Annotated in this window: 24 protein-coding genes and 1 other annotated feature; of the genes, 1 reads left to right on the plus strand and 23 read right to left on the minus strand. The window is 45.8% G+C overall.

Annotated features, from left to right (window positions below; genetic code table 11):
• Nucleotides 1-82: 82 nt before the first annotated feature.
• The 10 genes from rpoC to rpmG form a co-directional block, all read right to left on the minus strand.
• The gene (gene rpoC / locus OCV77_RS14995; protein ID WP_262575824.1) at nucleotides 83-3,778 is read right to left on the minus strand and encodes a DNA-directed RNA polymerase subunit beta'; all 3,696 of its coding nucleotides are present in this window, start codon (nucleotides 3,776-3,778) and stop codon (nucleotides 83-85) included.
• Nucleotides 3,779-3,815: 37 nt separating this feature from the next.
• The gene (rpoB, locus tag OCV77_RS15000) at nucleotides 3,816-7,691 is read right to left on the minus strand and encodes a DNA-directed RNA polymerase subunit beta (RefSeq protein WP_262575825.1); all 3,876 of its coding nucleotides are present in this window, start codon (nucleotides 7,689-7,691) and stop codon (nucleotides 3,816-3,818) included.
• A gap of 243 nt (nucleotides 7,692-7,934) precedes the next feature.
• A complete protein-coding gene (gene rplL / locus OCV77_RS15005; protein ID WP_118799120.1) occupies nucleotides 7,935-8,312 on the minus strand; it encodes a 50S ribosomal protein L7/L12 in 378 nt (125 codons plus the stop codon).
• 64 nt (nucleotides 8,313-8,376) lie between these two features.
• Nucleotides 8,377-8,952, minus strand: coding sequence for a 50S ribosomal protein L10 (gene rplJ / locus OCV77_RS15010; protein WP_118799051.1), 576 nt, complete (start codon nucleotides 8,950-8,952; stop codon nucleotides 8,377-8,379).
• A 41-nt stretch (nucleotides 8,953-8,993) separates the two neighbouring features.
• Nucleotides 8,994-9,123 (minus strand) — a sequence feature (ribosomal protein L10 leader region).
• A 64-nt stretch (nucleotides 9,124-9,187) separates the two neighbouring features.
• Nucleotides 9,188-10,483: a CapA family protein gene (locus OCV77_RS15015; RefSeq protein ID WP_262575826.1), complete on the minus strand. Its 1,296-nt coding sequence runs from the start codon at nucleotides 10,481-10,483 to the stop codon at nucleotides 9,188-9,190.
• A 112-nt stretch (nucleotides 10,484-10,595) separates the two neighbouring features.
• A complete protein-coding gene (gene rplA / locus OCV77_RS15020; protein ID WP_262575827.1) occupies nucleotides 10,596-11,285 on the minus strand; it encodes a 50S ribosomal protein L1 in 690 nt (229 codons plus the stop codon).
• A gap of 60 nt (nucleotides 11,286-11,345) precedes the next feature.
• Nucleotides 11,346-11,771 carry a 50S ribosomal protein L11 gene (rplK, locus tag OCV77_RS15025; RefSeq protein ID WP_118799049.1) on the minus strand — a complete coding sequence of 142 codons (426 nt, stop codon included), beginning with the start codon at nucleotides 11,769-11,771 and terminating at the stop codon, nucleotides 11,346-11,348.
• A 177-nt stretch (nucleotides 11,772-11,948) separates the two neighbouring features.
• The gene (gene nusG, locus OCV77_RS15030) at nucleotides 11,949-12,467 is read right to left on the minus strand and encodes a transcription termination/antitermination protein NusG (protein WP_262575828.1); all 519 of its coding nucleotides are present in this window, start codon (nucleotides 12,465-12,467) and stop codon (nucleotides 11,949-11,951) included.
• A gap of 17 nt (nucleotides 12,468-12,484) precedes the next feature.
• Entirely contained in the window at nucleotides 12,485-12,694 is a 210-nt protein-coding gene (secE, locus tag OCV77_RS15035; RefSeq protein WP_118799118.1) for a preprotein translocase subunit SecE, read from the minus strand.
• Between the two features lie 44 nt (nucleotides 12,695-12,738).
• Nucleotides 12,739-12,888, minus strand: a complete 150-nt coding sequence (gene rpmG, locus OCV77_RS15040) for a 50S ribosomal protein L33 (RefSeq protein ID WP_118799047.1) — start codon at nucleotides 12,886-12,888, stop codon at nucleotides 12,739-12,741.
• Nucleotides 12,889-13,163: 275 nt separating this feature from the next.
• On the opposite strand from rpmG, the gene fliD (OCV77_RS15045) reads away from it, so the two are divergent.
• Nucleotides 13,164-14,465 carry a flagellar filament capping protein FliD gene (gene fliD / locus OCV77_RS15045; protein ID WP_262575829.1) on the plus strand — a complete coding sequence of 434 codons (1,302 nt, stop codon included), beginning with the start codon at nucleotides 13,164-13,166 and terminating at the stop codon, nucleotides 14,463-14,465.
• A gap of 47 nt (nucleotides 14,466-14,512) precedes the next feature.
• Here the strand turns inward: fliD (OCV77_RS15045) and OCV77_RS15050 are convergent, their stop codons facing one another.
• The 13 genes from OCV77_RS15050 to OCV77_RS15110 all read right to left on the minus strand — a co-directional run bounded on the left by OCV77_RS15050 (nucleotide 14,513) and on the right by OCV77_RS15110 (nucleotide 26,806).
• A complete protein-coding gene (locus tag OCV77_RS15050) occupies nucleotides 14,513-14,848 on the minus strand; it encodes a transcriptional regulator (RefSeq protein WP_118799045.1) in 336 nt (111 codons plus the stop codon).
• A gap of 217 nt (nucleotides 14,849-15,065) precedes the next feature.
• Entirely contained in the window at nucleotides 15,066-15,542 is a 477-nt protein-coding gene (gene flgN / locus OCV77_RS15055; RefSeq protein WP_262575830.1) for a flagellar protein FlgN, read from the minus strand.
• Complete coding sequence (gene fliS / locus OCV77_RS15060) at nucleotides 15,539-15,925, minus strand: flagellar export chaperone FliS (RefSeq protein WP_118799043.1); 387 nt, start codon at nucleotides 15,923-15,925, stop codon at nucleotides 15,539-15,541. Before fliS ends, flgN begins: the two co-directional genes overlap by 4 nt.
• A gap of 1 nt (nucleotide 15,926) precedes the next feature.
• Nucleotides 15,927-17,471: a flagellar filament capping protein FliD gene (gene fliD, locus OCV77_RS15065; RefSeq protein ID WP_262575833.1), complete on the minus strand. Its 1,545-nt coding sequence runs from the start codon at nucleotides 17,469-17,471 to the stop codon at nucleotides 15,927-15,929.
• A gap of 11 nt (nucleotides 17,472-17,482) precedes the next feature.
• On the minus strand, nucleotides 17,483-17,914 hold the full coding sequence (locus OCV77_RS15070; RefSeq protein ID WP_262575834.1) for a flagellar protein FlaG: 432 nt from the start codon (nucleotides 17,912-17,914) through the stop codon (nucleotides 17,483-17,485).
• Between the two features lie 97 nt (nucleotides 17,915-18,011).
• Nucleotides 18,012-18,230: a carbon storage regulator CsrA gene (csrA, locus tag OCV77_RS15075; protein WP_262575835.1), complete on the minus strand. Its 219-nt coding sequence runs from the start codon at nucleotides 18,228-18,230 to the stop codon at nucleotides 18,012-18,014.
• Nucleotides 18,231-18,689, minus strand: coding sequence for a flagellar assembly protein FliW (gene fliW / locus OCV77_RS15080; protein ID WP_262575836.1), 459 nt, complete (start codon nucleotides 18,687-18,689; stop codon nucleotides 18,231-18,233).
• Nucleotides 18,690-18,720: 31 nt separating this feature from the next.
• Complete coding sequence (flgL, locus tag OCV77_RS15085) at nucleotides 18,721-20,283, minus strand: flagellar hook-associated protein FlgL (protein WP_262575837.1); 1,563 nt, start codon at nucleotides 20,281-20,283, stop codon at nucleotides 18,721-18,723.
• A gap of 29 nt (nucleotides 20,284-20,312) precedes the next feature.
• Nucleotides 20,313-22,142 (minus strand): flagellar hook-associated protein FlgK, encoded by a 1,830-nt coding sequence (gene flgK / locus OCV77_RS15090; RefSeq protein ID WP_262575838.1) that lies wholly within the window; start codon nucleotides 22,140-22,142, stop codon nucleotides 20,313-20,315.
• 28 nt (nucleotides 22,143-22,170) lie between these two features.
• Nucleotides 22,171-23,781: a flagellar hook-associated protein FlgK gene (flgK, locus tag OCV77_RS15095; protein WP_262575839.1), complete on the minus strand. Its 1,611-nt coding sequence runs from the start codon at nucleotides 23,779-23,781 to the stop codon at nucleotides 22,171-22,173.
• A 32-nt stretch (nucleotides 23,782-23,813) separates the two neighbouring features.
• Nucleotides 23,814-24,332, minus strand: coding sequence for a flagellar protein FlgN (locus OCV77_RS15100; protein WP_262575840.1), 519 nt, complete (start codon nucleotides 24,330-24,332; stop codon nucleotides 23,814-23,816).
• A 5-nt stretch (nucleotides 24,333-24,337) separates the two neighbouring features.
• Nucleotides 24,338-24,613, minus strand: coding sequence for a flagellar biosynthesis anti-sigma factor FlgM (flgM, locus tag OCV77_RS15105; RefSeq protein WP_262575841.1), 276 nt, complete (start codon nucleotides 24,611-24,613; stop codon nucleotides 24,338-24,340).
• Nucleotides 24,614-24,763: 150 nt separating this feature from the next.
• On the minus strand, nucleotides 24,764-26,806 hold the full coding sequence (locus OCV77_RS15110) for a methyl-accepting chemotaxis protein (protein WP_262575842.1): 2,043 nt from the start codon (nucleotides 26,804-26,806) through the stop codon (nucleotides 24,764-24,766).
• Nucleotides 26,807-26,844 lie beyond the last annotated feature (38 nt).

Consider the following 26,844-nt stretch of genomic DNA (forward strand, 5'->3'; position numbering starts at 1 on the left):
AAACAAGTATCAGAAACGCACACCACCAGGCGCACAAAAAAAGCCCCACCGGCATTTTGCCGGCAGAGCCTCTTTTTATTTCTTATTCTTCTGCCTTTACGGTTTCTTCTGCCTCTGCAGTGTCTTCCGTTGTATCCTCAGCTGTTTCATCAATGCTGATTTCTTCCTCCGGATCAATGTCATCACCAAAATCGATCAGATCATCTCCTCCGATGGTTCCATCAAGCTTATCATCTGTGCTGAGTTTGATGTTGCGGTAACGCTTCATACCTGTACCTGCAGGAATCAGCTTACCGATAATAACATTTTCCTTCAGACCGATCAGCGGATCAACCTTACCCTTGATCGCAGCTTCTGTCAGAACCTTGGTGGTCTCCTGGAAGGATGCTGCTGACAGGAAGGAGTTCGTAGCCAGTGCTGCCTTGGTGATACCAAGCATTACCTGCTTTCCTTCTGCAGGCTCCTTACCTTCTGCGATGAGCTGTTCGTTCATATCTTCATAATCCAGAACATCTACCAGTGTTCCAGGCAGGAAATCTGTATCTCCGTTGTTTTCGATTCTGACCTTCTTCAGCATCTGACGTACAATGACTTCGATATGCTTGTCACTGATATCAACACCCTGCAGACGGTATACTCTCTGAACTTCACGGATCATATAATCCTGTACGGCACGAATCCCCTTGATCTTTAACAGATCGTGAGGGTTAACACTACCTTCAGTCAGTTCATCACCGGCTTCAAGCACTGCACCGTCCAGAACCTTGATTCTGGATCCGTAAGGGATCAGATAAGCCTTGGTCTCACCTGTCTCATGATTGGTGATAATAACCTCACGCTTCTTCTTGGTATCCTTAATGGCTGCCACACCGCCAAACTCAGCGATGATCGCAAGTCCCTTGGGCTTCCTGGCTTCAAAAAGCTCCTCTACACGGGGAAGACCCTGTGTGATATCATCACCGGCAACACCACCGGTATGGAAGGTTCTCATGGTCAGCTGTGTACCGGGCTCACCGATAGACTGTGCTGCAATGATACCAACTGCTTCACCAACCTGTACTGCCTCACCGGTAGCCATGTTCGCGCCATAGCACTTTGCACAGATACCAATATGGGAACGGCAGGTAAGGATCGTACGGATCTTTACGCTTTCTACCGGGTTGCCATCCTGATCTACGCCTACGCTTAAGATCCTGGCTGCACGGCTCGGTGTGATCATGTGGTTCTTCTTAACGATCACATTGCCGTCTTTATCTTTAATCTCCTCGCAGGAATATCTTCCTGTAATTCGATCCTTTAATCCTTCGATGGTTTCCTTACCATCCATAAATGCCCTTACTGTCATACCGGGAATATTCTCGGCACCTTCCATACAGTCAACCTCACGGATGATCAGATCCTGCGACACGTCAACCATACGTCTTGTCAGGTAACCGGAGTCAGCGGTACGAAGAGCAGTATCAGACAGACCCTTACGTGCACCATGTGCGGACATGAAGTATTCCAGTACGTCCAGACCTTCACGGAAGTTTGACTTAATCGGCAGTTCGATGGTTCTACCTGTTGTATCTGCCATCAGTCCACGCATACCTGCCAGCTGCTTGATCTGCTGATTGGAACCACGGGCACCGGAGTCAGCCATCATGAAGATATTGTTATATTTATCAAGTCCTGCAAGCAGAACGTCTGTCAGCTCCTTATCTGTTTCGTTCCATGTCTCAACTACGGCACGGTATCTTTCTTCTTCTGTGATCAGACCACGTCTGAAGTTCTGGGATATCTTATCAACAGTGGCCTGTGCCTCTGCCAGCATCTGGGGCTTTCTTTCAGGCACGGTCATATCGGAAATGGATACTGTCATGGCTGCTCTTGTGGAGTACTTGTATCCGGTAGCCTTGATCAGATCCAGCACCTCTGCGGTCTTGGATGCTCCGTGTGTATTGATGACCTTTTCAAGGATCTGCTTTAACTGCTTCTTACCTACATGGAAATCCACCTCAGGAAGCAGGAAGTTCTCTTCCTTGCTTCTGTCCACATAACCAAGATCCTGGGGAAGGATCTCATTGAACAGGAAACGTCCCAGTGTAGATTCTACAGTTCCAGTGATCACCTCACCGGCAGCATTAGTCTTGCTCACTCTTACCTTGATTCTGGAATGAAGGGTACAAGCCCCGTTCTCATAAGCCAGAATTGCTTCATTAACACTCTTGAAGAACTTGCCTTCACCGACTGCACCAGGTCTCTCCTGAGTCAGATAGTAGATACCAAGCACCATATCCTGTGAAGGAACGGCTACCGGACCACCATCAGACGGCTTTAACAGGTTGTTGGGAGACAGGAGCAGGAAACGGCATTCTGCCTGTGCCTCTACGGAAAGAGGAAGGTGTACAGCCATCTGGTCACCATCAAAGTCAGCGTTGAACGCTGTACATACAAGGGGATGAAGCTTGATTGCCTTACCTTCAACCAGAATCGGCTCAAATGCCTGAATACCAAGTCTGTGCAGTGTAGGAGCACGGTTCAGCATAACCGGATGTTCCTTGATGACCTCTTCCAACACATCCCATACCTGAGTATCCAGTCTCTCTACCAGTTTCTTTGCATTCTTAATATTCTGGGAAATGCCTCTTGATACCAGCTCCTTCATAACGAAGGGCTTGAATAATTCAATTGCCATTTCCTTCGGCAGACCACACTGATAGATCTTCAGTTCAGGTCCAACGACGATAACGGAACGTCCCGAATAGTCAACACGCTTACCAAGCAGGTTCTGACGGAAACGTCCGGACTTACCTTTCAGCATGTCAGACAGAGACTTCAGTGCTCTGTTACCAGGTCCTGTTACCGGTCTTCCTCTTCTTCCGTTATCGATCAGGGCATCTACAGCTTCCTGCAGCATTCTCTTCTCGTTACGGACGATGATATCCGGAGCACCAAGCTCAAGCAGTCTCTTCAGACGGTTGTTTCTGTTAATAATCCTTCTGTACAGATCATTCAGGTCGGAGGTTGCGAAACGTCCACCGTCAAGCTGTACCATGGGACGCAGATCCGGTGGAATAACCGGGATTGCATCCATGATCATCCAGGAGGGTTCGTTTCCGGACTCTCTGAAAGCTTCTACAACTTCCAGTCTCTTGATGATCCTTGCTCTCTTCTGTCCGGTAGAATCCTTCAGTCCGGACTTTAATTCCTCTGCCTCTGTCTCAAGGTCAATGGCCTGCAGAAGCTCCTTGATCGCCTCTGCACCCATTCCTACACGGAATTTACTGCCCCAGGTATCTCTTGCATCCTGATATTCCTTCTCGGAAAGAACCTGCTTATATTCAAGGTTTGTTTCCCCTGCATCCAGTACGATATAGGATGCAAAGTAAAGAACCTTCTCCAGTACCCTGGGGGACAGATCCAGGATCAGTCCCATACGGCTTGGGATTCCCTTGAAATACCAGATATGGGAAACCGGTGCGGCCAGTTCGATATGTCCCATACGCTCTCTGCGGACACTGGACTTCGTAACCTCTACACCACACCTGTCGCAGACAACGCCCTTATATCTGATCTTCTTATATTTACCACAATGACACTCCCAGTCCTTGCTGGGTCCGAAAATTCTTTCACAGTACAGACCATCCTTTTCAGGCTTTAAGGTTCTGTAGTTAATGGTTTCCGGCTTTGTTACCTCGCCTCTTGACCACTCTCTGATTTTCTCAGGTGATGCTAAACCAATCTTGATGGCATCGAATGTCATCGGCTGGTATCCTTCTTGCTTTGTTTCTGACATTTTGGCACTCCTTCCAGATAACTATTTATCCACAGTCTTATTCTTCATCGCCATCAAAAGATTCGTCCATGGCAAGATCGTCCTCGAAATCGCCATCAAACTCCTCGTCAGGTTCCTCGTCCTCTGCGTTTACAAGCTCACCGCTCTCTTCGTCAAATTCCTGCTGCTGATAACCCATTGAGGAAAGAGAACTCTTATCATAATCATAGTTCTTATTGTCCCCTTCGATCTCATAACGGTAATCGTTTTCGCCATAGTCGATGTTCTCAGTAATTTCTACCTCTGTATTGTCCTCGCGGAGTACTCTGACATCCAGACCCAGAGACTGCAGCTCCTTCAGAAGTACCTTGAAGGATTCCGGAATACCGGGAGCCGGGATATTGTCACCCTTGATAATTGCTTCATAAGTCTTTACACGTCCTACGACATCATCAGACTTCACTGTCAGGATTTCCTGAAGTGTATAGGATGCACCATATGCCTCCAGAGCCCAGACTTCCATTTCTCCGAAACGCTGTCCGCCGAACTGTGCCTTACCACCAAGAGGCTGCTGTGTAACCAGGGAGTAAGGACCGGTTGAACGTGCATGGATCTTATCATCTACCAGATGATGGAGTTTCAGGTAATGCATGTGGCCAATGGTAACCGGGCTGTCGAAGAACTCACCGGTACGTCCGTCACGGAGTCTTACCTTACCATCTCTGGAGATCGGAACGCCCTTCCAGAGTGCTCTGTGGTCTCTGTTATCTGACAGATACTGCAGTACCTCCGGAAGCAGTTCATCCTTATGCTTTGCTTCAAATTCTTCCCAGGATAAGTTGACATAGTCATTTGCCAGATCCAGGGTATCCATAATATCTATTTCGTTTGCACCGTCAAAGACAGGCGTTGCCACATTAAAGCCAAGTGCCTTGGCTGCCAATGACAGATGGATCTCCAGCACCTGTCCGATATTCATACGGGAAGGCACACCCAGAGGATTCAGTACGATATCCAGCGGACGGCCATTAGGCAGGTAAGGCATATCTTCTACTGGAAGTACACGGGAAACAACACCCTTGTTACCATGACGTCCGGCCATCTTATCACCAACAGAAATCTTTCTCTTCTGCGCAATATAAATGCGTACAGCCTGATTTACACCAGGAGACAGCTCATCGCCGTTCTCTCTTGTAAAGATCTTGGCATCCACAACAATACCATATTCACCATGAGGTACCTTTAAAGAGGTATCTCTTACTTCTCTTGCCTTCTCACCGAAGATCGCACGGAGCAGTCTCTCTTCAGCTGTCAGCTCAGTCTCTCCCTTTGGAGTTACCTTACCAACCAGAATATCACCGGCACGAACCTCAGCACCGATACGGATGATACCTCTTTCATCCAGATCCTTCAGTGCATCATCACCAACACCGGGAACATCTCTTGTGATCTCTTCAGGTCCCAGCTTGGTATCACGTGCTTCTGCTTCATATTCTTCAATATGGACTGATGTATATACATCATCCTGTACCAGTCTTTCACTTAACAGAACCGCATCCTCGTAGTTATAGCCTTCCCAGGTCATGAAACCGATCAGAGGGTTCTTACCAAGAGCAAGCTCACCCATGGAAGTGGAAGGACCGTCTGCGATCACCTGGCCTGCTGCCACACGGTTGCCCTTGAATACGATAGGCTTCTGATTATAGCAGTTGGACTGGTTGCTTCTGGAGAACTTGGTCAGATGGTACTCTACCTTTTCTCCATCATCACAGGTCATCCTGATCAGATTAGAGGATACATAATCTATCACACCAGGCTTCTTTGCCACCACACAGACACCTGAGTCAACAGCTGCCTTGGGCTCCATACCGGTTCCCACAACAGGAGCTTCGGTAGTCAGAAGTGGTACGGCCTGTCTCTGCATGTTGGATCCCATCAGTGCACGGTTCGCATCATCGTTCTCCAGGAAGGGGATCAGGGCTGTTGCCACTGAGAATACCATCTTGGGAGATACGTCCATATAATCAAACATGGTCTTCGGATACTCGGAAGTTTCCTCCCTGTAACGGCCGGATACTGTATTCTTTACGAAATGACCCTCTTCATCCAGAAGCTCATTCGCCTGTGCCACATGATAATTATCCTCTTCATCCGCTGTCATGTACTCTACTTCATTGGTGACTCTCGGATTCATCGGATCACTCTTATCAATCTTACGGTAAGGAGCCTCCACGAAACCATATTCATTAATTCTTGCATAGGATGCAAGTGAGTTGATCAGACCAATGTTAGGACCTTCAGGTGTTTCGATAGGACACATTCTTCCATAATGGGAATAGTGAACATCTCGAACCTCGAATCCGGCACGGTCTCTGGACAGACCACCAGGACCAAGGGCTGATAAACGTCTCTTGTGGGTCAGCTCACCAAGAGGGTTGTTCTGATCCATGAACTGTGACAGCTGGGAAGATCCGAAGAACTCCTTAACGGCTGCCTGTACCGGCTTGATGTTGATAAGTACCTGAGGAGAAACCTCCTCAGCATCATGGGTTGTCATTCTTTCACGGACAACTCTTTCCATTCTGGAAAGACCGATCCTGTACTGGTTCTGAAGCAGCTCACCTACGGCTCTGATACGTCTGTTGCCAAGGTGGTCGATATCATCATCATTACCAATACCGTATTCCAGATGGATATTATAGTTAATGGAAGCAAGAATATCTTCCTTTGTAATATGCTTGGGAATCAGCTCATGCACATTTCTCTTAATGGCATCTGCCAGTGCTTCCGGATCCTCTCCGAACTCTTCAATGATCTGTGCAAGAACAGGATAATATACATGCTCTGTGATACCAAGCTCCTTCGGGTCACATTCAACAAAGCTTGTAATATCTACCATCATATTGGAAAGAATCTTTACGTTCTTCTCCTCTGTCTGGATAAATACATAAGGAACTGCCGCATTCTGGATCCTGTCAGCCAGTTCTCTGTCAACCTTGGTTCCTGCCTGTGCAAGTACCTCTCCGGTAAAAGGATCCACAACATCCTCTGCCAGGATATGGTTTCTGATCCTGTTTCTGAATGCCAGTTTCTTATTGAATTTGTAGCGTCCAACCTTGGCAAGGTCATATCTTCTGGGGTCGAAGAACATGGCATTGATCAGGCTTTCTGCGCTTTCAACACTTAAGGGTTCACCGGGACGGATCTTTTTGTATAACTCTAAAAGACCATCCTGATAATTTTCAGAAACGTCTTTGGAAAAGCTTGCTTCGATCTTGGGTTCATCACCAAACAGCTCTCTGATCTCGTCATTGGTTCCTACACCAAGTGCTCTGATCAGAACAGTGATCGGCACCTTTCTCGTACGGTCAACACGTACATAGAAAATATCGTTGGAATCTGTTTCATATTCCAGCCACGCGCCTCTGTTCGGAATTACAGTTGCGGAGAAGAGCCTCTTACCGATCTTATCATGACCGATACCATAGTAAATACCAGGTGATCTTACGAGCTGGCTGACGATAACTCGTTCTGCACCGTTAATCACAAAAGTACCTGTCTCTGTCATGATCGGAAGATCACCCATGAAGATCTCATGTTCACTGATTTCTTCCTTCTCCTTATTGTAAAGACGGACCTTTACCTTAAGGGGAGCTGCATAGGTCGCATCCCTTTCCTTGCACTTCTCGATAGAATACTTTACGTCATCCTCACACAGCTCGAAGTCAACAAATTCAAGGCTTAAATGGCCACTGTAATCCTCGATGGGAGAGATATCCTCAAACACTTCCTTGAGGCCTTCATCCAGAAACCATTTATAGGAGTCTTTCTGGACTTCTATCAGGTTCGGCATCTCCAAAACTTCTTCCTGTCGTGAGTAACTCATACGCATGTTCTTGCCTGTGGCAATAGGACGTATTCTGTTCTTTTCCATTGACATTCACCCCGTTCTTTATGATTTATGAAGCTTTCAGCCAAGCAGCCCATTAAAAAAGACCGTTTGACGCTTTCAAATATGCATACCACACCACAATAGTGCACTATCCATACTAACACAACATGAAAAGCCAGTCAATCATTTTTTGACTGCAGCTGCTAATTTTTTACCAGAGGGACTTCAAAAGCCCCAGTCACAGATGTGACCGGGGCTTTATCATTCTCATATGACGTATGACAATTACTTAAGAGTAACCTTAGCGCCTTCAGCTTCCAGCTTAGCCTTGATATCGTCAGCTTCTTCCTTGGAAGCGCCTTCCTTAAGAACCTTGGGAGCAGAATCAACAAGATCCTTAGCTTCCTTCAGTCCAAGACCGGTAGCTTCACGAACAACCTTGATAACCTTAACCTTGTTAGGACCAACTTCTGTCAGCTCTACGTCGAACTCTGTCTTCTCTTCTGCTGCTGCAGCGCCATCACCAGCTGCTGCTGCAACTACAACGCCTGCTGCTGCAGAAACGCCGAACTCTTCTTCACATGCTTTAACTAAATCATTTAACTCAAGTACAGTTAACTCTTTGATAGCATCAATAATTTCCTGTGTGGATAACTTTGCCATTTTATTTTCCTCCATTTTCATTTTCATAGGCTCCCACCTGGTGGGAATGTTTGATTATCTTGTATTATTCTGCAGGTGTCTCTGCAGGTGCTTCTGCTTCAGCAGGAGCGGCTTCCTCTGCGGGTGCTTCAGCAGCAGGTGCTTCGCATGCGGATGCTCCGCCTTTTTCTGCTAACTGGTTCATAACACGTGCAAAGTTTGTGATAGGAGACTGAATGCTTCCAAGCAGCTTGGACAGCAGCTCTTCTCTTGAAGGAATCTTAGCGATCTCGCCGATTCCATTGGCATCATATGCGATGCCTTCAACAACACCACCCTTAACCTCAAGCTTCGGAGCTTCCTTAGCAAACTTGCAGAGAATTCTTGCAGGTGCTGTTGCATCTGTTGTGGAGATTGCAACTGCGCTGGGTCCCTCAAGATAAGGAGCCAGTGCCTCGAAATCTGTTCCCTTGAACGCAAAGTTCATCATGGTGTTCTTGTAAACCTTGTAGGTAACTCCTGCCTCACGAAGCTGCTTACGAAGCTGTGTGTCCTGTTCTACAGTAAGTCCACGATAGTCAACAAGAACAACAGACTGGGCATCTTTAATGTGAGCAGAAATTTCTTCTACAACGGGCTGTTTTAACTCAACCTTAGCCATTTCTTTACCTCCTTTTAGATTTTCTGCCGAAAGGAGTTTCTACTTTGTAAAAAAAATCCTTCCGAAGTCCGGAAGGATAGAATCTACTTGAAATAAACTCATTTCCTCGGTAGGCGCTCCGCTTACACCGCATCCGGTACCTACTGTCTTCGGCATGGTCATATCGACCTTTGAAATAATAGCATACCGGTTATACCACTGTCAACTGTTTTTACCCTATTTTTAACTTTATACTTCACTCCTGCCTGCTTATGCTTCCGTCACTTCCTATAAAAACACCCGTTGACAGACTATTCATATAAGAAATCACCCGCTGTCCTTCTTCTCCCTCCGCAAGGGAGGTATAGCATCCACTCTGCACTGCGGGGATAAAGGTCATACTTTCAATCCTGCTATCTGTCAGTGTCACCTTCAGCAGACAGGTATCCAGTGTTTTAGAATTGAACCAGAAATTTCCAAGGCTGTAAAACACCGGTGTTTCCCCAAAGTACTGGATCCCCTGCAGGCAGTGGGGATGATCTCCGATGATCAGATCGGCACCGGCCTGTGCGATCTTTGGTGCCTGATCAAGCTGTGCCCAGTCCGCTTCTGCCACGTTCTCCGTCCCCCAGTGGATATAAACCACAAGAAAATCACAGTTTTTTCTGGTCTCCTCTGTGACAGCAAGGAGCTTTTCCGGGTTCCAGCACCTAAATACACCAGCCGCCCCCTCTGTGGCCCCCTTCGTATCCGGATTATCCAGTCTCTCGATCTGCGTAGCAGAAAGAAAGCCGATCTTCATTCCACCACTGATAAAATAAACCGGTGCTGCCGCTTCTTCGAGATTTCTGCCTGCTCCTGCATAAGGAATCCCGTCCTGCTGCAGCGTATCCAGTGTATCCAGAAGCCCGGTTTCCCCGAAATCGTAGCAATGGTTATTGGCAAGTGACACCAGATCCACGCCAAGGTCATCCAGATAATGCACGGTATCCGTATCCGCCCGGAAGGTATAGGTCTTTCCTTCTGTAGGCGTCCCCCTGTTTGTATAAGGAAATTCATTGTTGATCATCATTATATCAGCAGCCCTCATCTCAGAGATCAGGGTCTCAGAAATTCCATCCTCTATGGCACCGCCCCGGCTCTTCAACTTTGCCATCACTGCATATTCGTCATCAAAAAGAATGTCCCCTGCAAAGCAGAGAGTTACCCTGCCATCCTCGCTGCTCTTCTTCTCATAGATCCGGTTGGCAGCCATATATTCCGGATCCCGCAGAATATCTGCATATGGCTCTTTCTCTTCCTCTGCTGCAGCCTGCTTCTCGGGGATCATCTCCCAAAGACTGTGAAGCGGTGTTCCCGCTTCTGCATTATCCTTTCCTTCCAGATCATCCTGCCGGCTGTTTTCATCTGCATCAGTGTTCCATGCCTGCTGCGCTCCTCTTTTTCCTGTCTGGAGTGACAGGAAAAGAAGCCCCGAAAGTCCCACCAGGAGAATTCCTCCCAAGGTCAGGAAAAAGATCAGAACCGGAGATATCTTTTTTTTCTTTGTCATAACTTTTTTCTTTGAAACCATCATATTATGAGTATACCATAAAACATACTGCAGATGCAAAAAGAGCCGCAGAAACAAATCTGCGGCTCTCATTATTCTTCATCCGGTTAGATTAGAATTTTGCTACGCTTACCTTTACACCAGGTCCCATGGTAGATGTAAGAGTGATGCTCTTTAAATACTGTCCCTTCAGTGCTGAAGGTCTTGCCTTTACAATAGCATCCATCAGTGCATTGAAGTTCTCCTGAAGCTTCTCTTCGCTGAAGGAAGCCTTTCCGATCGGAACATGAATGATATTAGCCTTGTCAAGCCTGTACTCAATCTTACCAGCTTTAATATCATTAACGGCCTTAGTAACATCCATAGTTACTGTACCAGCCTTCGGGTTAGGCATCAGACCCTTAGGTCCAAGAACCTTACCAAGACGTCCTACAACGCCCATCATATCAGGTGTAGCTACTACTACGTCGAAGTCAAGCCATCCATCATTCTGGATCCTGGGGATCAGCTCATCTCCTCCAACATAATCTGCACCAGCTGCTTCTGCTTCATTTACCTTGTCACCCTTGGCAAATACCAGAACCTTAACAGTCTTACCAGTTCCGTTAGGCAGTACAACTGCACCACGGATCTGCTGCTCAGCATGACGTCCATCACAGCCTGTTCTGATATGAACTTCAATGGTCTCATCAAACTTAGCTACTGCTGTCTTCTTAGCTAATGCAACTGCATCTGCAGGTTCGTAAGCAACTGCACGGTCTACCTGCTTTGCGGCCTCGGTATATTTCTTTCCATGTTTCATTATTTAATCCTCCTATGGTTCAAACGACGCTTAAGTCTCCCACTTGCCATTAATTTGTTATTAGTCTTCTACTGTAATACCCATACTTCTTGCAGTACCAGCGATCATGCTCATAGCAGCCTCTACGCTTGCTGCATTCAGGTCAGGCATCTTCATCTCAGCGATTTCCTGAAGCTTAGCCTTGGAAATTGTTGCTACCTTTGTCTTATTGGGTGTACCAGAACCAGACTTAATGTTGCAGGCCTTCTTTAAAAGAACTGCAGCCGGGGGAGTTTTCGTAATAAAACTGAAACTTCTGTCTGCGTATACAGTAATAACAACAGGGATAATCACATCACCCTTGTCAGCGGTTCTTGCGTTGAACTGCTTTGTGAATTCAACGATATTAACTCCGTGCTGTCCAAGTGCAGGACCAACCGGGGGAGCTGGTGTAGCTTTACCAGCAGGGATCTGTAACTTAATGTATCCTTCTACTTTCTTTGCCATTGTGGCACCTCCTATAATAATGCAATAAATGCATTGTGGTATGGCGCATTCCTCCCGTGCAGCTTCTGCTGCAGCCTGAAGTTCTGCTCCCACTGTCTGCGGGTAAACGCAGACCTTACTTTGTTCCTATATTTAATAAGAAGTTTCTTGTGGAATACTTCCTAAAAAATATCAATCCTATGACATTTTTCTCACTTCTGCAAAACCAATCTCTACAGGAGTCTCCCTGCCGAACAGTTCCACATTGATGGTCGCTGTCTGTTTGCCAAAGTCCATACGCTGAACAATGCCAACCGTATCCTTCCAGACACCGGCTACAACAGCAATGGTATCTCCCTCTGCGAAATCAACAGATACATTCTCTGTCTTGATACCAAGGGGCTTCATCTCTGCCTCTGTCAACGGAACAGGCTTACTTCCGGGGCCTACGAACCCGGTAACACCTCGGGTATTCCGTACCACATACCAGGTGTCGTCATTCATGATCATGTTGATCAGGACATAGCCGGGAAACAGCTTCTTCTGGACTGTCTTCCTGGCACCATTCTTCATCTCAACAACATCCTCCATGGGTACACGGACTTCCAGGATCTCTTCTTCCAGATGTCTGTTCTCGATGGTTTTCTCGATATTGGCTTTGACTTTATTTTCATACCCTGAATAGGTATGTACTACATACCAGTTTGCTTCTGCCATATTATCCCACCCTCACTTTACAGACTTGTCAGGAAATCCACTCCGTACTGCATCAGGAAATCCAGCACGGCGATAATTGCACCAAGTACGATAGAAATGCAGACAACAGCAACAGACTGCTTCAGCACTTCGTTCCTGTCAGGCCATACGATCTTCTTGTACTCTGCCTTCAAGCCTTTAAAGAAGCTGGGTTTATTCGCTTTTTCTTTCTTAGCGGAATCTGCCATCTCTACTCCTTTCTTACGCAAAGCTGCATTTTCATGCAATCAGATTATTTGGTTTCCTTGTGTAATGTGTGAGTTTTGCAGAATCTGCAATACTTCTTAGTCTCCATCCTGTCCGGATGTGCTTTCTTATCTTTTGTAGTATTGTAGTTACGCTGTTTGCACTCTGTACAAGCTAAAGTAATCTTAGTACGCATTGTAATTCCTCCAATCTTTTACCGGATTTTGAGCATAAAAAAAAGACCTAAATCTCATCTCGCCCGATAACTATAACATATCTGTCCTGCCCCGTCAACTCATTTCCCAATGTTTTTCTTAATTTTTTGCGTATTTTTACGCCTCCTGTGCTTGAATTTATACCTCTCCCATGCTAAGATAGTAACATAACAGTGAGTTATTATGCCCTTAGTTTAATTATCAGGGAAAGGATTCCCTTACAGAATGATAGTCATGGAAGAAAGGAGGGGCAGTTATGGCTTATAGTGCAGCTCTGAATACGATCTATAATCATTATCTTTCGGCCTATGCACCAAAGGGCACGACCCGTTATGATGCTCATAAACGAAGTGAACTGAAAAGCATCTATAATACCATCCTCAAGCTGAATAAAGAATCCCCCCTTTACCTTCCGGAAACAAATGACGAATCAATCCAGTTTGCTGTCAGCCTGAAGGAGAACGCAAGGCAGCTTCGGAACACCATTGCTTCCCTTGGCGGACTTGACCGCACAGATCTGCTGAATAAAAAAACAGCCTATTCCAGTAATCCGGATCTTGTGGAGACCTCTTTTATTGGAGATGCCTCGGAGAAAGAAGTTCCATCCTTCCAGATCTCTGTAGAAAATCTGGCTACCGGTCAGATCAATATAGGAAGCTTTCTTCCTTCAGCAAGTCTTGCAGATCTGCCAGAGGATTCCTATTCCTTTGATGTCCTGGTCAATGATCTGAACTATGAGTTTCAATACAACATCCGTCAGGGGGAAACCAACAGGGATGTACAGGAACGTCTTGCCAGGCTGATCTCCGGTGCAGACATTGGTCTTAAGGCAGATGTACTGATTGAAGGCCAGAACAGCGCCCTGCGTCTTACAGGTGTCTCTACCGGCCTTAAAGACGGACAGGATTTCCACTTTGTCATTTCCGATGACAGTACCAGTAAAAAAGCCGGCAGTGTGGCATACTTTGGTTTAAATACGGTAGCAGTTTCCCCTTCCAATGCCAAATTTACCCTGAACGGAGAACCGCGGGAAGCATCCTCCAACCATTTTACAATCGAGAAGCTGTATGAAGTTACTCTGCACGCAGCAAGCACTTCGCCCGAGGATACTGCTGAGCTTAGTCTGAAAACAGATGTAGAATCCCTGACTGAGAATATTTCCAATCTGATCGATGGTTATAATTCTTTCCTTGCCTCTGTCAGCAATTATGATGTGGATTATCACAAGAGCCGCCGGCTTCTTCGTGAAATGAATCATCTGTCCTCCCAGTATGCGCAGTCTTTTTCCGAGCTTGGCATCTCAAGGCAGGAGGATGGTTCTCTTAGTCTCGACAAAAACACATTCACACAGACTGCCCTTTCCGAAAAAGGCTTCCACGGTTATGACACTCTTAAGGATTTTACGGATTCTATCCTTAAAAAAATAAATGATGTCTCCCTGAATCCCATGCAATACGTGGAGAAGACCATCGTGGCCTACAAGAATCCCGGGCACAACTTCCCGGCTCCCTATGCAGCCAGTGCCTACAGCGGCATGATGTTCAATTACTACTGTTAAAAAACCTCACTTCCCAGTCCATACCGGTAAGTGAGGTTTTTTAACTCTTACTGTTCCTTATACTTATCAAGCTGTGAATAGTCTTCCATCATTTCAAGGATCTTCTTACGTCCCTTCTTGTTCAGAAGCACATAATACTGCATAACTCTGTTTTCAAGAATCCTCTCTCCCAATGACTCTCCCTTTTCAAGAGAAGAAAAGTCAACCGGATTCAGACTCAGCTTGTCGCACATACGGATCACCGTTCCATATGCCATGCCCTCAATTCCTCTGTCAAGGGCAGTCACAAGAGTACTGTAAGGAATTCCCATTTCAAGGGCAAACTGTCTGACACTCTTGTATTGCTTTAAAATTTCGGCCTTTAAAATTTCTGCTTTGGTCATTTTCAAACCTCCATTAGCGTTTCCTGTTTATAATTCATATATCTTTGTTCTTCATGCAAGTATATCACATTCTCGATATTTCGTCACTGATAAAATACTTAATTTTTTATAAACTGTTACCAAAGTACCGAAAAATCCGGTTAAAAGCCCCATAATGCAAGAAGGAACAGGCAAAGCCTATTCCTTCTGTTTTATTTATTGTGTATTTGGCTCATATTTATTTTTTCTGATCCATGAACTGCGGTGGTATTACATTGTTGCCACTCATGTTCTTATAATATCCATATGCTGTCCGGGAAGCCTTCCTTCCCTTCTGGAGCTCTCTCCGTTCTCTTATAAAGTAATCCTCCACCAGCTTTTTATTTCTGGTCTCCTGGGCTTTAATGGAAACTCCTTTTTCTGTCACCTCGGAAATCAATCCCTGAATCCTTCTGATCTGATCCTTATAAGCATCCTTATTTGTAAGCAGCTGCTCCCGGATTCTTTCATACAGTGCTTCAAAGCCTTCATCCAGCTCTGTCAGCTTCTGTATCAAAACATCCTTCTGTTCCATATTGGTGTCCAGTTCTTCCATGGATACTGTGTCCTTTTTCAGAAGTTCTTCCTGATGTTTATTGTAGGCTGTGATCTCCTCCAGTACGTCAAGCTTCTTATGCAGACTGTCTTCCAGTATTCCCAGGTAATTATCGATCATACTCTTCCTTTCTCTCTATTAACCCGCATAACTTCCTTCCAGTTATCCCGGATGGCATGCAGGTGATCACGGATCTCTTCAAGGATCTCCACATCCTTCTTTACATTTGCCTCTACAAGTCTCTGATCCAGATAGACATACATCCTTTCAAAATCCTGTGCTACCGGATACTTCATATCCAATGTCTTCCGGAGATAATCGATAATATTCTCTACCTTGACAATATTAGTATGTGCCTTTGCTATATCCTTACGCTCTACAGCATCGATCGCCACATTACAGAATTTGATCGCTCCCTCATAGAGCATCAGTGTCAGCTCTGCCGGTGACGCTGTCAGCACCTTGCTATTGTTATACTGGGCATACGCATTTGGTAACGCCATGTCATGAGCCTCCTAATAATCCTGTTACTGCGCTGGAATTTGACTGCATCTTGGCCAGTGCGGTTTCCATCTTGCTGAATTTGGAGTACCATTTATCCTCATAATCCTGAAGCTTCTTCTCCAGCTCCTTGATCTTGCTTGTGTAATCCTCGTAATCCGACTTCATTTTCTTGTCATCATAGAAATTACCAAAGGTTCTGTAGCCGTCTACTGACTTGGAAAGGTCTGTCATCTTGCCATACAGCTTCTGGGACAGTGACGTAAAGAAGGAAATAACCGTGTCCGGATCATTGGAGATCATGGTCTTCAGCTTGTCAGCATTGCCAGCGGTACTGGCATCATCTGAATCTCCATCGATATGATAAGCATGCTTCTCATTCTCAGCTGCTGTAAAATAGCCGAGGGTATCGATGCCAAAATCACTCAGATACATGGTCTTGCCGCCAACCTCAACGCCGCCTGACATGATCTGCTGCAGAGCAGAATTTACTGTGGAAAGATTGTCATCTCTCCGGAGCAGGGCATCCTTGATCTTCTTTTCATATTTCTCAACCTCAGAATCGGACAAGGACTCCTTCTCATCATCCGTCAGCGGCTCATAGCCCTTGGCGGAATCTGCATTGTACAGCTTATCCATTTCGTTGATCACACTGTTATATTCCTTCAGGAAATTCTTGACCATGTCATAGATACCATCAGTATCCTGCTCTGTGGTCACAGTAACTGTCTCTCCCGGTGCTGTTGCAGAAAGTGCAGTAAAGGTCAGCCCGTTGATCTCAAATACATTGGTGCTGTCGGTAAATTTGGCACCATTCAGATAAATCTCCGCATCCTGTCCCTTGGTATAATGCGCTGCAGCCTCATCATCACTTTTACCGGTAGACTCTGCACTCGCATCATAGGAGATGCCAAGCATCTTAAGTGCCTTCTGTCCGCTTGCATCACCACTTGTGATACTGAAGTTACCATCCTCACCTGATGTTTTAGCGCTGACAAAGAACCTCTTCTGTCCGGCATCGTAGCTGGCATTTAAACCCGCTTCCTTCATAGTATTCAGCACCGTTGAAATACTGGTATTCTTATCAATATTAAGTGTTTTCTGCTTGTCTCCGGCTCCAACTGTAATCGTACCGGAAAAATCATCTCCCAGTGTTGCATCCAGGTCTCCAAGAGTCGTAAGCGCCGTTACCTCCTTACTACTCTGAATCTTACCACCTGTCAGGTAAGCAGTTTTGGCAAGTCTGGAAACTTCCAGGGTCTGCACTCCATTCACAGCACCTTCACCTGTGATCACACTGACTGCGCTGCTGTTGGAAACCTTGGTCGTTTTTTTGCTGTATGCATCAGAAAAACGCATATTTGCGATATATTTGGACTGAAGATTCTTCAGCTTGGTATTCAGATCCTTCCAGGCATCCTGCTTCCACTCAAGCTTGGTCTGTGCTTTTTTCTGTGTATCTACTTTTGTCCGTTTGGCACTGACCAGCTCCTGAATGATGCTTTCCGTATCCATACCGGAAAACATACCGGTCATTCTCATTGACATATCATATCCTCCTATCTCTTCTCATCCACTAAAATTCCAGCAAGCTCCCATACCTTGGCGATCATGTCAAGAGTCTTTTCGGGAGGAAGCTCCCTGATCACTTCCTTGGTATCCTTATCTATGATCTTGATGGTCACTCTGTTTGTTTCCTCATGGAATCCGAAGATTGCCTCTGAATGCGGCATACTCTTATTCAGCTGCTCTACCGCCTTCTTCAACTGTTCATTACTGGGCTGCTGATTCTGGGAGCCATTCTGTCCGCTCTGGCTGTCCTGCCTCTCTGTCTCCCCTACCCTGGTTCCCGCTGCAATATCACCGCTTACAGCCTTCCCCTGTGTAGTAGTAACCTCCGTGTCCTCTACAACTGTCTTCTGTACAGGCTTCGCCTGTCTGGTCGTCTGTGCCTGATAGCTGACGGCACTGTTTAATGCTTCAATTGCCATGATAATCACCTCCGTGTGATAGTAAACAATTCCATTTAAACTGATTTCTTCTGTTATCTTTTATTTATATCGGAATAAATATCAAAAAAATTAAGAGTCAGCCAAGCAGATTTTGCAGTGCAGAAAGCCCTTCCATACTGACAGCCTCCTGATTTGCCTCCTGGATCTGCACATAGACCTCTTTCCGGTAAACCGGCACTTCCTTCGGTGCACTGATGCCAAGCTTTACCTGTTCTCCCTTGATCTCCAGTACAGTAATTTCAATATTATTGTTGACGATCAATGCCTCGTTCTTTTTTCTGGATAAAGCTAACATCTATTCACCTGCTTTCTTTCCCGCATTCAGGATATCATAAATAGGGTATTTGACTGCATAAGCTTCGCCTTCCACAATCACCTGGCACGCTTTCTTTTCTGCCGCATTAATAATGATCGGTCCTCGTAAGTTAACGCTCATCTTCGTCAGATCCGATGGAACTGTTACCGTAACGAGCACCAGAATCTCTTCCGGATCCAGCTTTCCGATCTGGGAAAGCAGTTCATCTTCTATTTCCGGATTGTAGTCAGGCTTTACGATCAGCGGATCCATGACCGGCATGGCAAAAGCAGCTTCCTGCATGGACTGCAGCCAGTGAATGGAGCCAGTTCCCTTGTCTTCATCATGGATCAGGGCAAATTCCGTCATATCAGGGAAACCGATAATCCCTGCCGGAAAATGGATCACCTTATCGTCATCAATCGTTACTTCTCCAAATACCTTCGTTTTGATCTTCATCGCTGCTCCTATCTGTACTCTCCGGTACGTTTTAAATATAATTCATCAGTGATGTCTGTAATATCTTTCCTGTTGCCATCAGTGCTGCTTCGTATGTCAGTTTGGAACTGGTGAGTTCCACGGTCACTTCCGCAATATCTGCATCCTCATTTTCAGACTGCAGAGTCTTAAACGTAGTCTTCTGATCCATCAGTCTGTCGCTGATCAGGGCAAGTCTGCTGCTTCTCGTACCATTATCTGTAACTGCAATATTGGTGTCATCCAGATATCCCTGCATGCTGGTAATGGAATTTTCAAATTTTGTATGAATGTTTTCTCTGGCGTAATTGTAAGCCTTGGTTGCCGCATCAAGCTGCTTCTCTACCTTTTCATAGTCGGCAGTCCCCTCTGTCAGTTCCTTCTTCAGCCTGCTCAGATCCGTCATGGTCGCATTGATCTCCTGCAGGGAAGAAAGTGCTCTCTCAAGATCCTCGATATCTCTATTAAGGCCATGGGAAAAGGCTTCGTTTGCCATGGTATTGACACGTATCGTCTGGTTATATCCCACATCATACTCTATCACCTGATCGTTCACATCTGCCTCAAAATTAAACTTGGTCTTTGTACCATCTGCCTTCGTAACAGTGCTTCTGAAATAATGCTCAGGTCTTAAATCACCCTTTTCCCATTCGCTCTTTGTATAATTAATGGAAATCTCGGTATCATCCTTCACCGCTTTGCTCAGGGTTTCATAGGCCTTATCACTGAATAACAGCTCTCCCGTCTCCGGAATGTAGGCCATGGCTACATTTCCTGCCTCATTTGCTGCTGTAATCTGCTGATAGCCTGCTTCTGCCGATGCCGCTGTCTGAATAGCTGCAGATTTAATACCCTGAATATCCTTAAAAACTTCATTCCCACCTGCATCAACCGTAGCAGTTCCGATCGTAATACGGGCTGCACTGTCCAGCTTGTCATAGGAAAGGCGTATCCTGTGGATGGTGCTGTTTGTTACATCCTGCTCTGTTACCTTATTATATTTGGCATCGTTGTAATTGCTTTTCGTCAGCCCGGCAAGCGTACTCATATTTGTATAACTGGTGGTATCAAAATCCTTCAGCTTCACCGGCTCTGTCATATTGTAGGAATCGCCCTTTGCCGCATCCTCCTCTGTAAAGGTCAGCGTGGTATTGGTACGGTAGCCTGTAAATACATATCTGCCTGCAAAGTCTACATTGCCTGTAGAATAATACTCATTCCGGAGTGTCTTCATTTCCTGCAGAAGGATATTCAGGTCTTCCACCCTCTTTTCCTTATTGGCTGCCTTGCCCGCCTTCTTGACCAGATCTGTCAGAACCTCGGCATTCGTGCTGAGCGCGCCCTCTGTAATAGACAGCCAGCTGTCTGCATCCGGTGCATTTTTTTCATAGTACTGTGTCAGTTCGGATACACTGGTACGAAGCCGCAGTGCACGGATCGCTGTCACCGGATCGTCCGATGGTCTTGTCAGCTTCTTGGTCGTAGACATCTGTGTACTGAGCTTATCCTGTAAGATCTTATTGTTATTGATATTGTACAGGGAATTATTTTCCATGATCCTGTTTGTCATTCTCATAACTATGTTCTCCTCTTTATGGCCTGGCTTTATACGCCGGTTTCCAGAATCAGTCTGTCATAAATTTCCGTCAGTGTCTGGATCATCTTGGATGCCAGTGTAAAGGAATTCTGATATTTTACAAGGCTGACCGCCTCTTCGTCCTTATCCACTCCGGATATCGAACTTCTCTGGTTCTCAATCGTATTTTCCAGTCCCTCATAAGTCTTTTCAAAGGTATTGGCATTGCTTGCATTCAGTGCCACATCCGACAGGATCATCTCCAGCATCTGACTGGCTGAACCATTCCGGAACTGATATTTCTCCTTGCTCGTCAGAAGCTCGATCATTTCCTTGATCTGTCCGCATTCCTCCACACCCTGAAATTCATCATTCGAGATCCATGATCTGGTGCCCAGAAGCCCTGCATCATTTAGAAGCTCTTCATTTATAGTAAAGTTTCCTGCCGTCAGCTCATACAGACCGTTGTCCTTAGCTGCATCAAGGTCAGCCTCTGTATACTGTCCTCCCGTTGCCTTATTTCCTGTAAAAAGGATGCATCCCTTACCGTCATAAGCGTTCACACCACCGGTAAAAATATTATTTACCTTCTCAGAAAAGCCCCTGATCCATGTGTTCATCTGTGCCATATAATAGGGAATCCCCTGATATTTAATGGATTCTGAGGTCTTCGCTTCCTTACCGGCTGCCTGTGCTGTAGGAAGACCGGTATCGGGACTCGCCTTCAGGGTAAAGGTGTAAGTGCCATCATTATTGTATACCCATGATGTATAATCATAGATCGTATTTGCGATATTGATATGACCACCCGTGTCAGAAAGCGTACAGGTCTTCATATCCTTCAGGTCATTGGCTGTTACCTCGATCGTAACCTTAGTGCCGACATCCGTTACAGACTTTACCTTACCTTCAAAGTTGGTGCCGTTATTTCCATCCCGGAGCTCTACAAGTCCCTTCAGCCTGCCCTTCATGGCTGCATTGGTCAGATTGAACTCATTGCCATTTGACCAGTGGATCTCATACAATCCGTCTACATCCGTCTGGTTCACCTTCTCGGAGGTGGATCTTGCTGTATAGGAAAGGGTATTGTAATCATTGGCATCTACAAGTGGCTGTCCCCCTGCGATCTGCACAATGTAACGGGTTCCCCCCGTCTTTCTGTCCGGCTTATTCGGATCTGTGATGTCATATTCTGTAACATCCACATCCACGATCTTAGAAAGGTCATCAACAAGCTTTTCTCTCTGATCCCGGAGTTCATTGGCCTTTGCTCCGGAAAGCTCAATGACATTGATCTGCTTGTTTAAGGTGGCGATCTTCTCCGCAATAGAATTGATCTGATCCACATTCTGCTGGATCTCAAGGTTTACATCCTTCTGCAGCTCCTGCAGGTTTCCATACATGGTATTGAAATAATCTGTCAGTGCCTTGGCCGAGGAAATGAAGGTCTGCTTTGAATGATCGCTGCTGGCATTGGATACCACACTCTGCAGTGCCTGGCTCATCTTATCAAAGACACTTTTAAAGCCTGTACTTCCATTATCATTGAAATAATCCTCAATGGTCTTGCAGTAATAGGCCTTAGACTGATACTCTCCGTATTTGCAGTTGTTATCCCAGTACTTCACGTTGTAGAACTGGTCTCTCACACGTTCAATCGCAATCGTATCAACTCCGGCACCGGCGCAGCCATAGGTCGTAAAGGTGCGCAGTGCATTATTTGCTTCCTGTGATACCACCTGTCTGCTGTAGCCTTTGGTCTTGGCATTGGAAATATTATTTGCTGTTGTATTCAAAGCCGCATTGGAAGCTCTAAGTCCCGAGCCTGCGATCTGTAATCCAAAAAACTGTGAAGGCATGCTGTCACCTCATCTCTGATTATTTTGATTATCTGCCAAGCGTTGAGATCACGTGATCCAGCATCTCACTGATCACATTGATATAACGGCTGGCTGCATTATAAGCATTCTGGAACATGATCATATTGCTGAGCTCCTCATCAGACGATACACCATGCACCTGATCTCTCGCTGCATATGTCTCATTTACCGTCTTCTGCTGGTTCTCACTGATCCCCTTCAGTACTGATCCTGTATTTTCCACCTGGGATACCAGATTATTATAATAATTGGCAAGATTTGTCTTCGTATGAACCTTTGGATTCAGCGTATGCACGGCCTCTGTAAACAACGTTTTCAACGCATCTGCTGTATCCTGATCCACCTTCTGATCCGGTCTGATAAATCCAAGTAAGGATGGGGACTGCTTGATCTCACCGTTAATGATGATATTATTTATGGTAAAGTAAGGATCCCCATTCTGATCCGTTTCATTTGCTACCAGATTAAAAATCTGATAAGGGTTTCCATTACCGTCTCTCATATAGGTACTGTCCGGATAACTGCCGGCCTTATCAGCTGCATTTTTGAAAATCTCATTGATCCCCGTTACAACCTTGTTTACAAGCTGATCCAGCTCTGCCTGTACATTCATCAGGATCGACTGGGATATGTTCTTTTCATAATGATCCGCATCCTTCAGGTCTTCGTAGGTTGCTCTGTGATCTCCCCTCGCAAACAGCATGGATTTCAGGGATCCGATATCTGTATTGGTATCTGTGGAGATCGTCTGCTGCATATCATAAACTTTGGCAGAGCTGATATCTATAGGATTCTTCGTGGTATCAGCCAGATTTTTCCAGTAGGGCGTGTAGAATCCTGTAACCTCATCCGCCAGAAGTGCGATCTCATTGATCGAATCTTCCTTTACAAAATCATTTCCTTCAAATTTCACCAGCACATTGCCGTCTACATCCTCATAGTAGCTGATATTCCCCTTGCCTGATAATTCATCAAGCAGCTGGTTTCTCTGGTCACGAAGGTCATTGGCATGCTCTCTACCGCCTGCCTCGATCTTCAGGATCGCCTGATTCAGCTCCACGATCCTTTTACCATATTCATTGATCGTATCTACTTCCTTTTTCAGGTTGCTGTTCAGATTGTCCTGATATTCCGCAAGTCCTTCATATACCGCCTTGCCCCTTGTGATAAATTCATTACATCTCTGGACAAATACTCCCTGATTTACAGAATTGGACGGATCCTTTGAAAGCTCCTGGACTGCTTTCCAGAGATTCTGGATCCCCTCGGAAAAGGTCTCTCCCTGCAGCTCCTGCAGAAGATCCTCCACCTCCTCTATAGCAGAAACAGAAGTGTCATAGAAAGCACTCCTTCCATTCTCCTGACGATAAGTTTTATCAAGGAAATAATCTCTGATCTGTTTAACCCGAGAATAATTAACACCAAGCCCTGTCTCCTGATAGGCATTGGCTGATGCTGTCTTAGATAAGATATTATAAGAACGGGTACCCTGCTGCACCTGCTGCCTGGTATACCCGGTAGTGTCAATATTGGACATATTATGCGCTGTGGTATTCAGTGCATTCTGACCGGTCTGTAATCCGGATACTCCGATGTATAAGCTTCCCATCAAACCCATTGTTATCACCTCATATAATTACAAATGCTGCCTTACTGTTTGGCATCAAAACCGCCAAAGTTCACGCCAAGCTGCTCACCGGTATTGTAAGCGCCTCTGTTATAATTGGCTCCTTCCGGTGCTGCATTTCTGGACTGCAGCATATTCATGTCAAATTCAATCATCTCAAGTGCGTTCTGTAAAAGGATCCTGTTCTGTTCATTCACCCTTTTCACTTCTTGCACGACAGCCCTTAATCTGTCATAGGTCTGTGCCAGCTTCTGCTGTTCAGAAGGTCTCTTCTCAAGCATGGCGATCAGATCCGTGAGCTTCAGTGTTTTAACATCCTTGTTAATTACATTGGCAATATCGGCATAGATTTCCTGGCGTTTATGATCCAGTTTATTCACTCTGCCTGCAATAGTCTGTTCTTCATCCGTGATTCTGGTAAGCTCTTCCAGATTGCCGGATACGATCACCGGCGTCTTCTTTCTGCATAATCCCAGCAGCGCTTCATATTCTCCGCTTTCCTGATCCAGTACATCTATCAGGTTTTCCATCAAACTTGCCACTGGGATTACCTCATTTCTTCATATTTGGAAAACAGCTTATCTGCAAAGCTTTCTGTGCTTACATGATAAGTTCCTGCCTCAATACTTGCTTTAAGAGGAGCAGTCACTTCTTCTCTGATATCCGAAGCAGCCCTTGCAGCTTCCTTCGCAATCTGCATATCCCTGCCCATGCTGGAAATCTGCAGCTGGTCAGTAGGGTGCACATTCTTCTTTTCCTGCGTCTTCGTTGTCCTGTTGGTGTTATAGATCTGCTGGATCTGTGAATAAGCTTCAATACGCATTCTGTTGTCCTCCTTCCATTATTATGATTTCATAATAGATATCGGATAAAACAGGAAAGACTTTAGTATATTTTCAAAAAAAGAGACCGGACACCTGCTCTGGCAGTCCGGTCTCTGATCATATTCTTCTGTTTAAATGTGCTCTCTTACTTAGATCTTGAACTTTGACATCGCAGCTTCCAGCTCTCTGGTCTGCATCTGCAGATTTTCAGCATCCTTTGTCAGACCCTTCAGGAATTCAACCTGTTCAGAAATGCTTGCTGTTACCTCTGTTGTTGCAGCGCTTGCACTCTCTGATGCCTGGGATACTGCCTGGATCTTCTTAAGAACATCATCCTTGTCTCCAACAAGCTCTGTCATGCCGCTTGTAATTCCCTGCAGATTAGATACCAGTGCCTGCACGGTATCATTGATCTCGTGGAATACGGAAACCGTTTCCTCCAGTGCTTTCATCTGATAATCCACATTCTTCTCTGTCTGTCCCGCAGACTCCGCTGCAGTTCTTGTAGCTTCTTCAATCGATGCCACAATTCCGGTGATCTCGCTGCCCGCTGTCATAGACTGGGCTGCCAGCTTGCCAATAGACTGGGCTACTACAGCAAAGCCTCTTCCGCTCTCTCCGGCTCTCGCTGCCTCAATGCTTGCATTCAGGGAAAGCAGATTCGTCTCCTCTGCAATATCACTGATCGTTTCAATGATCCTTGCGATCGCTGTACTCTGTTCGTTTACATTCTCAACATTGTCTACCAGCTCTCTGGTGATCTTGCCGGTAGCTGTTGCTGTCCTCTTCAACTCATCCACCATGGTAGTACCACGCTGGATACTTCCGATCGTGCTCTGCATCATACTGCCCATGGAGTCCACCGTTTCATTCATGTGGTTGATCTTATCGCCGAAGGCTGCCATCATCTGATAGCCATCCTCTGCATCCTGTGCCTGAGTAGCAACATCTGCTTCCACACTGCCAAGGGCACTGTTTACTTCTTCCATGGAAGACAGGATCTGTGAGGTCGTTTCTGCTACCTGCCCTGCGGAGGTATCTACCTCACCGCCAAACTTCTGAACCTGCCACAGCAGCTCCTTCACACCGCCAAGCATCTTGCCAATGCTCTTGGATACCAGCCCGAATTCATCTTTTCTCTTCTTGGTCGGAATCTGTACGAGCAGATCACCTTCACTTGCCACCTGCATGCACCTAGAGATGGTATTCAGTGTCTTACGGATATCACTGGAAAGTATGATACCGATCATGATTGCTACTACAGAAGCGATCAGCACGAATATAACCGTAGTGTTCCTGAGTCCTGCTGCCTCTTCCAGGATACTGGCCTCCGGGATCAGGGCACATACTATCATTTCAGTTTCTCCGACCGGTGCCGCCAGAAGCAGATATTTCCTGCCGCCTACATCCACATATTCAGATACGCTGTCCTTTCCTTCTGCAGGAGTAAGCTCCAGTCCCTGGTACAGCTCTGCATCTGTCACTTCTCCATTCTGGATATTGATCTCACGTCCGTCCGCAGTCACGATAGATGCACTGCTGCCCTTGCCAAAGTCCATCTTTCCAAGAACCTCTGCAACCGTATCCATCTTGATATCAATGGTAAGGAACCCCTTACCTGTCGTAAATCTCTTCACGAAGCTGAATGCATAATTATCTGTAGTGATACCGGTCGTCTCATCAATATAAGGGTGGGTTCCCATCCATATACTTTTTACTGTAGAATCTTCAAAAACAGCACCTTCCCTCTTCAGGAACTCATCATAAGCCCCATCCGGGAAAGCCACCTTGGTCGGTGAATCCTTCGTGGTAGAAGAAACCGGGCGTCCAAGCTGGGCAAACTCATGCACATTTGCCGTATACTTGGTCGATGAGGTCTGCTTCAGGATCAGATCCTTCATTTCATTATAAGAGGTTGCTTCCTTATTCTTGTCCTTGCTGCCGGCATTCATGCCGAAGTAATTTTTTACCTGATCCGAGGTAAGCAGCTCTGTCGTGCCGCTCTCTACCGTCTGTGTCAGCAGCTTCATATATTCTGCCACTGAAACCACAGTACTGCTGGCAGACTGCTCATACTTCTCCATCGTCGACTTGGACGCGGTCTCATAGGACACCACTCCAAGAACGATCATCATTACGATCGGAACCAGAAAGGCGCCAAGTAATTTAACAAAAATATTTTTCTTTTTCATATGTAACCCCCAGTGAAGCATATAACTTAATCGTTTTC

Source organism: Suilimivivens aceti, assembly GCF_025567405.1.
Classification (GTDB): domain Bacteria; phylum Bacillota; class Clostridia; order Lachnospirales; family Lachnospiraceae; genus Suilimivivens; species Suilimivivens aceti.

Excerpts from the sequence above, each read along its gene's own strand:
- rpoC (WP_262575824.1), bottom strand. The coding sequence starts at position 3,778 with ATGTCAGAAACAAAGCAAGAAGGATACCAGCCGATGACATTCGATGCC.
- rpoB (WP_262575825.1), bottom strand. The coding sequence starts at position 7,691 with ATGGAAAAGAACAGAATACGTCCTATTGCCACAGGCAAGAACATGCGT.
- rplL (WP_118799120.1), bottom strand. The coding sequence starts at position 8,312 with ATGGCAAAGTTATCCACACAGGAAATTATTGATGCTATCAAAGAGTTA.
- rplJ (WP_118799051.1), bottom strand. The coding sequence starts at position 8,952 with ATGGCTAAGGTTGAGTTAAAACAGCCCGTTGTAGAAGAAATTTCTGCT.
- OCV77_RS15015 (WP_262575826.1), bottom strand. The coding sequence starts at position 10,483 with ATGACAAAGAAAAAAAAGATATCTCCGGTTCTGATCTTTTTCCTGACC.
- rplA (WP_262575827.1), bottom strand. The coding sequence starts at position 11,285 with ATGAAACATGGAAAGAAATATACCGAGGCCGCAAAGCAGGTAGACCGT.
- rplK (WP_118799049.1), bottom strand. The coding sequence starts at position 11,771 with ATGGCAAAGAAAGTAGAAGGATACATTAAGTTACAGATCCCTGCTGGT.
- nusG (WP_262575828.1), bottom strand. The coding sequence starts at position 12,467 with ATGGCAGAAGCAAACTGGTATGTAGTACATACCTATTCAGGGTATGAA.
- secE (WP_118799118.1), bottom strand. The coding sequence starts at position 12,694 with ATGGCAGATTCCGCTAAGAAAGAAAAAGCGAATAAACCCAGCTTCTTT.
- rpmG (WP_118799047.1), bottom strand. The coding sequence starts at position 12,888 with ATGCGTACTAAGATTACTTTAGCTTGTACAGAGTGCAAACAGCGTAAC.
- fliD (WP_262575829.1), top strand. The coding sequence starts at position 13,164 with ATGGCTTATAGTGCAGCTCTGAATACGATCTATAATCATTATCTTTCG.
- OCV77_RS15050 (WP_118799045.1), bottom strand. The coding sequence starts at position 14,848 with ATGACCAAAGCAGAAATTTTAAAGGCCGAAATTTTAAAGCAATACAAG.
- flgN (WP_262575830.1), bottom strand. The coding sequence starts at position 15,542 with ATGATCGATAATTACCTGGGAATACTGGAAGACAGTCTGCATAAGAAG.
- fliS (WP_118799043.1), bottom strand. The coding sequence starts at position 15,925 with ATGGCGTTACCAAATGCGTATGCCCAGTATAACAATAGCAAGGTGCTG.
- fliD (WP_262575833.1), bottom strand. The coding sequence starts at position 17,471 with ATGTCAATGAGAATGACCGGTATGTTTTCCGGTATGGATACGGAAAGC.
- OCV77_RS15070 (WP_262575834.1), bottom strand. The coding sequence starts at position 17,914 with ATGGCAATTGAAGCATTAAACAGTGCCGTCAGCTATCAGGCACAGACG.
- csrA (WP_262575835.1), bottom strand. The coding sequence starts at position 18,230 with ATGTTAGCTTTATCCAGAAAAAAGAACGAGGCATTGATCGTCAACAAT.
- fliW (WP_262575836.1), bottom strand. The coding sequence starts at position 18,689 with ATGAAGATCAAAACGAAGGTATTTGGAGAAGTAACGATTGATGACGAT.
- flgL (WP_262575837.1), bottom strand. The coding sequence starts at position 20,283 with ATGAGAATGACAAACAGGATCATGGAAAATAATTCCCTGTACAATATC.
- flgK (WP_262575838.1), bottom strand. The coding sequence starts at position 22,142 with ATGCCTTCACAGTTTTTTGGATTACAGATCGCAGGCTCGGGACTTAGA.
- flgK (WP_262575839.1), bottom strand. The coding sequence starts at position 23,781 with ATGGGTTTGATGGGAAGCTTATACATCGGAGTATCCGGATTACAGACC.
- flgM (WP_262575841.1), bottom strand. The coding sequence starts at position 24,613 with ATGCGTATTGAAGCTTATTCACAGATCCAGCAGATCTATAACACCAAC.
- OCV77_RS15110 (WP_262575842.1), bottom strand. The coding sequence starts at position 26,806 with ATGAAAAAGAAAAATATTTTTGTTAAATTACTTGGCGCCTTTCTGGTT.